10 protein-coding genes are annotated in these 12,152 nt (G+C 36.8%); all 10 read left to right on the top strand.

All coding sequences use genetic code 11. The features are described from left to right. The gene (locus EO116_RS02670) at positions 1-1,092 is read left to right on the top strand and encodes an LptF/LptG family permease (RefSeq protein WP_127160509.1); all 1,092 of its coding nucleotides are present in this window, start codon (positions 1-3) and stop codon (positions 1,090-1,092) included. Positions 1,093-1,263: 171 nt separating this feature from the next. Further along, complete coding sequence (locus EO116_RS02665) at positions 1,264-2,445, top strand: DUF3084 domain-containing protein (protein ID WP_127160595.1); 1,182 nt, start codon at positions 1,264-1,266, stop codon at positions 2,443-2,445. 10 nt (positions 2,446-2,455) lie between these two features. Then, a complete protein-coding gene (locus tag EO116_RS02660; protein WP_127160508.1) occupies positions 2,456-2,878 on the top strand; it encodes a hypothetical protein in 423 nt (140 codons plus the stop codon). Positions 2,879-2,889: 11 nt separating this feature from the next. After that, complete coding sequence (locus EO116_RS02655) at positions 2,890-3,759, top strand: YitT family protein (RefSeq protein ID WP_127160507.1); 870 nt, start codon at positions 2,890-2,892, stop codon at positions 3,757-3,759. 51 nt (positions 3,760-3,810) lie between these two features. Next, positions 3,811-4,413 carry a signal peptidase I gene (gene lepB, locus EO116_RS02650; RefSeq protein WP_127160506.1) on the top strand — a complete coding sequence of 201 codons (603 nt, stop codon included), beginning with the start codon at positions 3,811-3,813 and terminating at the stop codon, positions 4,411-4,413. 79 nt (positions 4,414-4,492) lie between these two features. Further along, the gene (gene cobO, locus EO116_RS02645; RefSeq protein WP_127160505.1) at positions 4,493-5,026 is read left to right on the top strand and encodes a cob(I)yrinic acid a,c-diamide adenosyltransferase; all 534 of its coding nucleotides are present in this window, start codon (positions 4,493-4,495) and stop codon (positions 5,024-5,026) included. 199 nt (positions 5,027-5,225) lie between these two features. Continuing rightward, positions 5,226-5,621, top strand: coding sequence for a class II SORL domain-containing protein (locus tag EO116_RS02640; protein ID WP_009353050.1), 396 nt, complete (start codon positions 5,226-5,228; stop codon positions 5,619-5,621). A 269-nt stretch (positions 5,622-5,890) separates the two neighbouring features. Beyond that, positions 5,891-7,120 carry an aspartate kinase gene (locus tag EO116_RS02635; RefSeq protein ID WP_127160504.1) on the top strand — a complete coding sequence of 410 codons (1,230 nt, stop codon included), beginning with the start codon at positions 5,891-5,893 and terminating at the stop codon, positions 7,118-7,120. A 27-nt stretch (positions 7,121-7,147) separates the two neighbouring features. Next, on the top strand, positions 7,148-7,843 hold the full coding sequence (locus tag EO116_RS02630) for a TVP38/TMEM64 family protein (RefSeq protein ID WP_127160503.1): 696 nt from the start codon (positions 7,148-7,150) through the stop codon (positions 7,841-7,843). 516 nt (positions 7,844-8,359) lie between these two features. Beyond that, positions 8,360-12,152 (top strand): type II CRISPR RNA-guided endonuclease Cas9 (cas9, locus tag EO116_RS02625; RefSeq protein WP_127160502.1); only part of this gene is annotated, 3,793 nt, incomplete at its 3' end.

Raw genomic sequence — 12,152 nt, 5'->3', positions numbered from 1 at the left:
ATGAGAATTTTAGATAAATATATATTGAAAGCTTTCATAGGTCCATTTCTGTTTGGGATTTTTGCCTTTACCAGTATATTTATTGGTACCGGCACCCTATTTCGGATTGCTCAGTATATTACAGAATACGGAGCTAGTTTGTGGTCTGTGACCAGAGCGTTTTTATTGGCATTGCCAAATATCGTCATATTAACCTTCCCTATGTCGGTCCTATTGGGATCCTTGATGACATTTGGTCGATTAAGTGGTAGTAGTGAGATTATTGTCATGCGTGCAGGGGGTCAAAACTTCTTGCGTTTGGCTACACCCGTATATATCATGGCATTTCTTATTTCTCTTTGTTCTATTGCTTTTAATGAATATGTAGTGCCAGCAGCAAACCATGCGTATCAAACGATTATCCGTGAGGAGATTATGAAACGTGCTACTCCACAAACACAGGAACATATTGTGTTGAAGACCTTGGCTGACAAAAAGATTAATACCTTAATGTACGCAGGAAAATATGATAGTTCTACTAAATTACTGTCCGATATTACGGTACAACAATTTACAGATGGACAAGTGACACAAATTGAACGTGCTAAAACAGCAAATTGGAATGGTCAATACTGGATTATGCATGACGGTACTATTTACGATATCAATGCGTCCGGTGAGGGTATTGATCGTACATTAAAGTTTGAAGAACAAGTACTGCCAATAACGCAAGACCCAGATAAAATTAGTCGCTCTCAACGCAAACCAGAAGAGATGACTATTAAAGAGATTAGACAACAAATCAAAGCGATGGAAGCTACTGGTGGTAAGATTACAGAATGGCAAATGGAAATGTATCAACGCTTTACCATTCCAGTGGCAAGCTTTATATTTGCTTTAGTAGGCGCACCATTAGGCCTACAAAAACAACGGTCTAGTTCGTCTATTGGATTCGGTATCTCAGTGCTAGTTATCTTCATTTATTATGGGGTTATGACACTGTCAGGCGCATTAGGTAAAGGTGGAGCTATACCACCGTTATTAGCAGCTTGGATTCCGAATACATTAGGAGTCATAGCTGGTTTATATTTAAACTGGAGAGTTTCTAAATAAATAAGAGAGTATAGGGGGTAGCATGACATATACTATGTTATGCTACTCTTTTATATCTATTTCTGATACGTATATTGAGACCTTTTCTTGTGCAACCATTGTAGTGTACTATGGATTTTGATATACTAAGTAAAGATATAGGACTAGTATTTGACATTGAGGTATACGGCTATGTTAGTGGGACTTCGGATTCTCCTCATCATTACTATTATGGGGGGATTAATTGCATTTTTAGGCGATAAAATAGGCACAAAAGTAGGGAAACGGCGCATGAGTTTGTTTGGGTTGCGCCCTAAGCATACTTCTATCATTGTTACCATAGTAACGGGCATTTTAATTTCCGCAGCCACATTGGGCGTGCTCAGTATTGCATCCAACAATGTACGTACTGCTTTATTCGGAATGGATAAATTGAAAGCCGAGATGGCACAACTTTCAGCAGATATCGATCAAAAAACGAAAGCATTGCAACAAAGTAATGATGAATTGAATCAAAAAAATAAACAATTACAAAAGGTACAAAGTGATGTGCAAGCAACGGAACAAGAATTAGAAGAAACTCGTAAAGCCTTGACAAGTATGGGAGATCAACTGGTGTCGATCCAGGATGCCTATGCAGAGGCAGAGCATAAGTTAGTGGCATCCAATGCGGAAGTAGGACGTTTAGAAGATGTACGGACGCAACTAGAAAGTCATGTACAAGACCTGCAAATAACAACAAAAGAATTAGAGGATGGTATCAATCATGTTCGTGAAGGCAATGTAGTATTCCGCAATGGGGAAGTTTTATCTCAAGCAGTGATTCGTCCAGGTTTAGGGGAAGTGGAAAGTATGGCAGCCTTAACCAGTTTCTTGAAAGATACGAATCGCCTCATTTTGAATCGATTCCAAATGGAAGAGGAAAAAACAGTGATTTATGTGAGTCGAGACAATTTGAATGAAGTAGCAAAAGTAGTGGCCTCTACAGATAAACCATTGATGATTCGGGTCACAGCATCTGCCAACATTATTTATGGCGAACCAGCACTAGCTGAAATTCATGCATATCCTCATGATATGATTTTCAAAAAGGATACAGTTCTGTGGTCATCCTTAATAAATGGTGGTAACAGCGCACAAGATCAAGTGTTGGCTTTCTTAAAAGAAGTCAATGTAGAGGCAAAGAAACACGGTATCTTGCCTGACCCAATTACTGGCGAAGTAGGGTCTTTACCTGGCAATGAGCTGTTTACTACGATACGAAAAGTCGAAAATCAACGTGGTCCTGTACGCTTAGAGGCTGTGACTAGGGAAGATACTTTCACTAGTGGACCTGTACAAATTATGTTGCGTGTCATTCCGGTAAATCAGTGAGGTATAAACAATGGTATTGGAACCTTATGTATTGGCGGTTGACCCAGGTCGTGATAAAACCGGAATTGCGATTCTTACCAGAACATCTCAATTAATGATGATGGATATTGTGCCTACTGATTCCGTAATGTGTGAATTACAATCTCTATTAAGGATGTATGCAGGGGTATCTGTTTTAGTCTGTGGAAATGGAACCAATCATAAAGCGGTAGGGAGTATGGTAAAACAGGTAGCAGAATCGCAAGGAAAAAAATTTAACTTTGTCAATGAAAAGCATACCACAGAAGAAGCACGGCGCCGTTATTTTGAAGTACACCCACCCACAGGGTGGCGAAAATTAGTGCCAAAAGGCATGTTATACCCTCCAGTTCCTGTGGATGATATTACGGCATGGATTATTGGAGAACGTTGGTTAGTAACAAATAAGGAGTGAGTATCCAAAGGATGAAAGAACATAAAAGCAGAAAGCGAAAATTAATAGATATGGCTATGCGCTACTGTATGATGATTATAGGTGCTGTGATTTATACCTATGGACTAGATGTATTTTTAGTACCAAACCACTTAATCGATGGTGGCGTAGTAGGTATTGCCTTAATGGCAAGTAAGCTATCTGGTATCTCATTTAGTGTACTAGTTATGTTGATTAATCTACCATTTTTATATGTAGGGTATATGCAAATTGGTAAAAGTTTTACCATATCTACCCTTTTCGCCATAGCGTGCATTTCCGTATTTTCTGCTTTCATGCATCATGTGCCGCCTATTGTGCATGACCCATTGTTAGCCGCAGTCTTCGGAGGCATTATTCTAGGTCTTGGGGTAGGCATTATTATACGAAATGGTGGATCCTTAGATGGATCGGAAATTGTAGCCATTATCTTTGATAAAAAGAGTTCCTTTTCCGTAGGTGAAATCGTCATGTTCCTAAACTTCTTTATTTTAGGAGCAGCGGGTTTTGTATACGATTGGAATAGTGCTATGTACTCCTTGATTGCCTATTTCGTAGCCTATAAAATGATGGACTTAGTCATTACGGGCGTAGAAGAATCGAAAGGCGTTATGGTCATCACTGATAAATCGGAAGAAGTAGCTGATGTAGTGATGCATCGCTTAGGTCGTGGTGTTACTTTATTATACGGCGAAGGAGCCTATACCAAGACTCCAAAGCGGATTATTTACTGTGTCGTGACGCGATTGGAATTAACAAAATTGAAAGATATTATTTACGAAGTGGATGACAATGCTTTCATCACCATCAATGATGTACATGATGTATTCGGTGGTCAGTTCGGTAAGAAATCAATCCATTAATCGATACATACAAGATACGTATCATTACGTATCCTTAGAATAGGAGGATCTATGGAAAAAGATACAGCTATTGGCAGTCAAATTTTGAAAGAAGCTCGTGAGTGGTTGCAAGCTATTGTTGTGGCTCTTATCGTAGCCATGGTAACACATATATTTATTGTACAACCTACAAGAGTATCCGGAGAATCAATGGAGGATACGTTACATAATGGGGATTTCCTATTAATTAGCAAATGGTCTCATGTTATGCGAGATGTACCAAATTATGAAGACATCGTCATCATTGATAGTCGTGTGCAACGAGAACGGTCTTGGAAAGATGATGTAATGGAACCTTTGATGAACTATGCTAGTGTGGTAGTACCATCCTTGCAAAGCCATGATGTATGGGTAAAACGAGTGATTGGTCGCCCAGGTGATACATTAGAATTTAAAGAAGGACATGTCTGGAGAAATGGCACCAAGCTAAACGAGACGTATACCAAAAAAGAAACGATGAAGTTTGAACGCTCTCTACCAATTACTGTTCCAGAAGGACATGTATTTGTGATGGGAGACAATCGTAATCATTCTTCAGATAGTCGTTTCATTGGATTTGTACCAGCAGATCATGTACTTGGTAAATTAGCGTATCATATACGTAATCCATTCTAACTATAATAAAATATAATCATTTGAAATCCTGTGCCTTGGCATAGGATTTCCATATATTCTAAGAAAGGTGGAGAGATAGATGGGTGAAGGTTTAATCTTAGTCAATACGGGAGATGGGAAAGGCAAGACAACAGCAGCTTTGGGCGTTGCACTGCGTTCAGCGGGCTGTGGTAGAAAAGTACTTATTTTGCAATTTATTAAAAGTGGTGCGAATTACGGCGAATTAGCAGGCATTGACTTATTACCAACCGTAGAAATTCGATCCATGGGCAAAGGCTTTATCTTTCACAAGCAGGAAGAATCAGAAGAAAAAATGAAGGAACATCAACAAGCAGCAAAAGAAGCGTGGGCCATGGTGGAAACAGAAGTGAAGTCTGGTCAATGGGATTTAATCATCCTCGATGAAATCAATTATGCCATTCATTATGGTTTAGTAGATGTAGAGACAGTAGTGAACTTGCTTAAAACAAAACCTGAAAGCTTAGACATGATTTTAACAGGTCGAAATGCACGCCCAGAGATTATTGAATTGGCGCATACGGTAACGGAAATGAAAGTTATCAAACATGCCTATCAACAAGGGATTAAAGCAAAGCGTGGTATAGAGTTTTAGCTGAAGCGGTCTAAGCATGTATTTGACTACTAGATGTTGCAGAAAATATAAAGGGTATGCAAAAACCACATCGAAAATCTTAAAAATAGTTCTTGCGTAAGTGAAGAAAAACAAGTACAATAATAGTGTACTAATTTAGTGCTTTACATGGAAAGGTTTCCATGTTTGGATATGATATTAATTCAAGGGGGTTATACCTATGGCTATCACAAATTATGTAAAAACAGCTGAATTTGCAACAGAAAAACACGTTCCAGTGATCACAGCACCTGACACTGTAAAAGCTGGCGAACGCGTTGTAATCGAATTAGAAGTGGGTAAAGAAATTGCTCATCCTAACACTGTAGAACATCATATTTCTTGGATCAAATTGTACTATGTAGAAGAAGGTACACAACTTCCATACGAAGTAGCTCGTCTTGAGTTCAACGTACACGGCGAAGCTCCTACAGGTGCTAACGAAGGCCCTGTACATGCTGAAGCAGCTGGTGTTGTTACTGCATCTTTCAAAAAATCTGGTCGTTTGATTGCAACTTCTTATTGCAACATCCACGGCTTGTGGGAATCTGAAAAAGATATCGTTGTAGAAGGCTAATCTAAGATTAGACAAATAACTGAATCGGTTATGACAAGGACTGTTGCCCCTTTGGGGGAGGCAGTCCTTTATTATTACGTATAGATTTTGTATAGGCATAGACTGTTGTATAATATAGTAAAAATATATATAGAAATATCTACCTTAAAAAGACAAATGTATGATAAAAATAGTAAAATATTACAAAAATCCTTTACTTTAGTAGCGTAGTATGGTAGATTAATATAGATATTGTTTTATACTTTGTATCTTATAAATGAGGGATTGCAGTGGCATTAATTGTGAAAAAATTTGGTGGTAGCTCTGTAGCGACGCCTGAAAAAATATTTAACATTGTAAATCGCGTATTACGCGACAAACAACCAGAGGATCGTATTGTGGTGGTTGTTTCTGCCATGGGCGATACAACAGATGACTTGGTGAGCTTGGCGAAAGAAGTCACATCTATGCCGTATGGCCGTGAAATGGACCGTCTTTTGTCCACTGGTGAGCAAGTAACGATTGCATTGATGGCACTGGCGTTCCAAGCGAAAGGTCATGCAGCAGTATCTATGACGGGTGAGCAAGCTGGGATTGCTACGAGCGATGCTTTTGGTAAAGCACGTATTTTAGATATTGAACCGAAACGCGTGCTAGATGCGTTAGAAGCCGGCAATATTGTGGTTGTGGCGGGTTTCCAAGGTATGACGGAAGCTGGAGACATTACTACATTAGGTCGTGGTGGTTCTGACACAACAGCAGTCGCATTAGCAGGCGCTATGAAAGCCGATGTATGCGAAATTTTTACAGATGTAGATGGGGTATACTCCACAGACCCACGGGTAGCACCAGGGGCTGTTAAATTGAAAGAAATCACCTATGGTGAAATGCTAGAAATGGCGCGCTTAGGGGCAGGTGTTATGCAACCAAGAGCGGTCGAAATGGGACATCGGTATGGGGTGCCAATTCATGTACGATCTACTTTCAGTGATGAAGAAGGCACGATAATTCGAGAGGAGTATACAATGAAAGCAAATCAATACGCTATTACAGGCGTTGCAGATGATACAAATGTGGCAAAAGTAAGTCTTGTAGGGGTGGAAAATATTCCAGGTGTGGCACATCAAGTGTTTCAAGCATTGGCCAATAAGAGTATCGACGTAGACATGATCGTACAAAGTATCCGGACCACAGATGATAAACGGACAGATATCGTGTTCACGATCACACGTGATGACGTGAACTTGGCGAAACAAGTGCTTGAGGAACTTGGTCAATCCATGTCTATTGAAGAGTGCGTGATTAACGAAAATATGGCGAAAGTATCCATTGTGGGTGCTGGTATGTTGGGACAACCAGGTGTGGCAGCGAAAATGTTTGGCATTTTATCTGACAAAGGTGTGAATATCGAGATTATCAGTACTTCTGAAATCAGTATTTCCTGCCTTATCGGAGAAGAACACATTAAAACGGCGGTTCGTGCGATCCACGATAATTTAGTATTAGACGGTAGAGGTTAAGTAACAACTAGAAAAGAAGGTATGGGAATGAATGATAAGAAAAAGGAACGATATATACAACTGGGGTTGTTGAGTGGACTCGTAGCACTGGGACTACTGGTGTACGTCCTTGTTCCTGGTTTCTATGATGATATGTGGGAATTAATCCTTTCTGGCGATGTACAACGCATGGCAGAGGTTTTGCAATCCTATGGCCCCTGGGCGATGGTGATTAGCTTTGTCCTCGATGTGCTCATCAATGCGTTGGGATTTTTACCATCCATCTTCTTTTCTACAGCCAATGGCTTGCTATTTGGTGTGGTGCCGGGGATTATTATTTCTTGGTTAGCAGAGACTGTAGGTGTGGTGCTTAGTTTTATGATTATGCGCTACATTTTGCGGGACACGGCGCATAAGGTCATAGAAAAGAGCGAGTTTTTGCTGAAAGTGGATGACTTTAGTGGTAAAAATGGTTTAGTTATGATGCTCTTTGCTAGATCTATTCCATATTTTCCAAGTGGGATTATCACAGCTTTAGGAGCCATTAGTCAAATTTCCTTACGAGATTACATCATTGCCAATTTAATCGGTAAATTTCCATCCACAGCCTTAGAGGTTATTGTGGGGCATGATGCGGTGTTATTACAAGATAACTTAGGTCGCTTAACCATGGTGATACTCATTGCGTCGGTTATCTATTTCCTACTGTGGAAAGGATACCAACGGTGGGTGAAACAAAGGTAATATTGTATGATGCCTCCAACTGTCTATAGGATTGGTGGGTTTCACTGCCTAAGACAGTAAGACATCTACTAGGACAATCTATGGTCTTAATACACGAATAAACATATAAAGAGGAACGTTGATAATGTTTGATCAACGTTCCTTTTTTGTCTTATGATAATTTGTTTAGTCGCTAGTATAACGTAATATAATCTATATATGGTATCGTACTTTAAAAGAAGGATAATAAAAAAACTCAATTCCAAATGAATTGAGTTAAGTACCCACAGCGGGTGCCTCAAGGGCGATGAAAATAAATTCGTATTTGAACTTGTAGTGTGATTCTGTAAATATCTCAAACGTAAATGTCTTTGAGATGCTTTCATTGTATACAAAAAAAGATATGGAGTCAAGTGTTTTTTAGTAGTATAATGAAATTAAATAATATATAGTAATATTCATTTTGAGCTATGGTAATGACTACTTACAGTTGTTTTGTGTGAGGCCGGTTATATTGTATGGAAAAGGAGAAATACAATGAGTAATTTTGACAAACACAAGGATCAGATTTGCAAGCACAAAGGTTTCAAAGGGGGCAATTATTTTATTGGTTTCGACATTGGTACAAATTCTGTTGGTTGGGCTGTGACAAATGAGAAGTATGAATTATTGAAGTTCAAGTCTCATAAAATGTGGGGGGCTAGACTGTTTACAGAGGCGCAAACAGCAGTAGATACTCGTATGAAACGATCAGGTCGTCGTCGTTTACAACGTCGTAAGTTTCGATTACTTTTACTAGAGTCATTATTTGCTAAAGAAATTAATGCGGTAGATGAAACATTTTTCATGCGTCTTCATGAATCGAAATACCATGTAGAAGATAAAACGAATCCAGTGAAATATACTTTATTCATGGATAAAGAGTACACAGATATAGATTACTACAAGGAATTTCCTACGATTTATCACTTACGCAATCATTTGATGACAGAAGGCACGAAAGATATTCGCTTGTTATTCTTGCCTATTCATCATATCTTAAAACATCGGGGAAACTTTTTATATGGGAAAAAAGAATTTTCTCTAGATGGAGAGATTAATGAAGTCGTTCAAGCTACGTTATCAGAGTTAGGTTTTGGTTCTATTATAGAGAATAAGGGGATATTGGATTCAGTTGTTGTTTTATTGCTAGACAAAGGTATTGTAAGACGTGATAAGGTAAAACAACTAGAATCGATGATTGCTAACGGGAAAAAACTTTCTAGTATTGATAAAAAACGGTTACAAGCATGGGCGAATTTAATTGTGGGATTGAAAGCTAAGTTAGTAGAACTATTTACTGAAGTTGATGTAGATATTGTAGAACCTGATGAAAAAGAGCTTAGAATTATTAGTTTAGATGAATTGATTTATGATGATATACGAAGTGCTTATGCAGAAGTATGGGGTGATCGGTTGGGCTTAGTAGATCAATGTAAAGTTTTGCATGATAGCATTATTCTTAGCGATATGGTAAAGCCAGGACAATCCTTATCAGAGGCAAAAATAGAAACATATGCTAAACATAAAAACGATTTAGCACTTTTAAAGGGAGTGTTAAAACAAGATGAGAAACTATATGATGATATGTTTAAGGCTGATCTGAAAGAAGGCACAAATTATGTGAAATATATTAAGAAGGGAGTCATTGGAAAGACTACTACAACAGAAAAATCCTTTTATAGCTATGTTGAAAAAGTATTAAAACAATTACCAGAATCATTAGAAATAGAAAAGATAAAGGAAGAGATAAAAGAAAAGAATTTCTTACCACTTCAACGAATTAATAAAAATGGTGTAGTACCTTACCAATTACATAAAGAAGAATTAGTACGTATTCTAGACAAAGCAAAAACAAATTTCCCATTTTTAAGTGAAGTAGAAGATGGATTGACTGTAGCGGACAAAATTATTTCCATCTTGGAGTTTAAAATTCCTTATTATGTGGGTCCATTGAATCCTGCACATTCAATTGAGAATGGTGGGTATGCTTGGGTTGTTCGTAAGGAAGCGGGACAAGTATTGCCATGGAACTTTGAACAAAAAATTGATGTCCAAGCATCAGCGGTTAAATTTATTGAAAGCTTAACTAATAAATGTACTTATTTAATTGACCAAGATGTGTTACCTAAATATTCCTTGTTCTATGCGGAGTTTTCTTTATTGAATGAATTGAACAATATTCGTATCAATGGCAAACCATTACCAGTAGATGTTAAACAAGCATTTATACGAGATCACTTTATGTCTTTACAGGATACTAAAACAGCTACGAAAAAAGTGGTAGCAAAATATTTAGTAGATAATAACTATGTGTCACAATCTCCGGTTATTACGGGTATGGATCAACAGATTGCTACGAAACTAACATCTCATAGAGATATGGCTCGTATCCTAGGTGAAAATTTTGATTATTCCATGGCAGAAGACATCATTCGCTATATTACTATCTTTGGTGAAAGTAAAGATATGTTACGACAAGTAATGAAAAACAACTATGGAGAACGACTTACAGAGGAACAAATCAAAAAATTAGGAAAGTTAAAATACGTTGGATGGGGAAGGTTGTCCAAGAGATTCTTGAGTGATATTAGGGGCATAAAAAAGAATGATGATGACTCTGAAGAAGGCACCATTATTGAACATATGCGACAAGGTCATGAAAACTTGATGCAATTGTTGAGTTCTTCCTATTCTTTTATTGAGAATGTACAAAAATACGTAAAAAATGTATTAGGAACAAAAGAAAAATCAGCTTTTGAAATGCTAGAAGAATTATCCTTATCACCAATGGTAAAACGTAGTGTATGGCAAACATTGCGTATTCTTGATGAGCTTGTATCTATTCGTAAAGAACTACCAAAGAAAATATTTGTGGAAGTAACAAGAACTAATAAAGTAGATAAAAAACGAAATAAATCTAGAAAAGCAATTTTAGTCGATTTGTATAATCAAATCAAAAATGATGATATAAATAGACTGCGCAATGAGCTAAATGTACTAAATGAGGCAGATTTAGATAGTAGAAAGTTATATCTTTATTTTACTCAGCTAGGTAGATGTATGTATTCAGGGAAAAGAATTGATATACGTGATCTAGTTACAGGTCAATATGATAAAGATCATATATTTCCGAAAAGTAAAACTAAAGATGATAGTTTCGATAATTTAGTGTTAGTTGATAAAACTATAAATATGCGTAAAACAGATAATTATCCTATTGATGAAACAATTCAAAAACAAAGTCGAGATTTTTGGAAGATGTTATTGGATAAAGGGCTAATATCTCAAAAGAAATTTGAACGGTTAATCAGAATTGAACCTTTAACAAATGATGAATTAAATCAATTTATTAATCGTCAAATCGTTTCTACTAGCCAATCTATTAAGGCCGTGACAACTTTATTACAACAACTGTATCCCAAAACAGAAATTGTATTTGTAAAAGCAGAAAATGTATCCGATTTTAGACGAGATTATGGGTTCATTAAAGTGCGATCGGTGAATCACCATCATCATGCAAAAGATGCCTATTTAAATATCGTGGTAGGTAATGTATATCACGAAAAGTTTACAAAAGACTTTCTTTCATTTGCAAAGAATAAAGGTGTAGATAGAACATATAATTTAACGAAAATGTATGATGAAAGAATTTTTAGTGGCAATAACAAAGATATGATTATCTGGGATCCAAAATACAGTATGGAAACCGTTACTGCAATGATGAAAAGTAATGATGTGAGAATTACAAGAAGAGCTGTTGCAGATAAAGGAAAATTATTCCGAAAAGAAGGCTTGAAAAAGGCTAATGTGGCAATTAAGTCATCAGACGATAAATATTTACCTATAAAAGAAACTGATTGCAGATTGGAAGAACTTGGGAAATATGGAGGACGAAGTGATATTAAAATTGCTGAATATGTAGTTTTAAAAACAATTGATGAAAAAAATAAAGAGAAAATTGAAATTTTCCCGGTGCCCGTGTATTTGTTAAATCGAGATTTTTCAGATCAATCTATTTGTAATCTATTTGTTAAGTATTATAAAGGAAAGGTAGCTTTAAAAAGTATTCATGTTATATATAGAGGGCTATATAATGGAAGCTTAATTAATTTTGAGGGAAATAGACTTTTTTTGGGAGGAAGAACAAAAGATGAAGTATATGTTGATCATGCGATTCCTTTATTACTTGATAATGATTTGAATATATATATAAAGTTATTAGAAAAAATTCAATTCAAAAAAGATAATAAAATTCCATTTGATATTAATAAAATAAAGACTACTTATC

This window comes from Veillonella sp. VA137, assembly GCF_003992015.1.
GTDB lineage: Bacteria > Bacillota > Negativicutes > Veillonellales > Veillonellaceae > F0422.
This window is presented reverse-complemented; position numbering and strand designations above follow the sequence as displayed.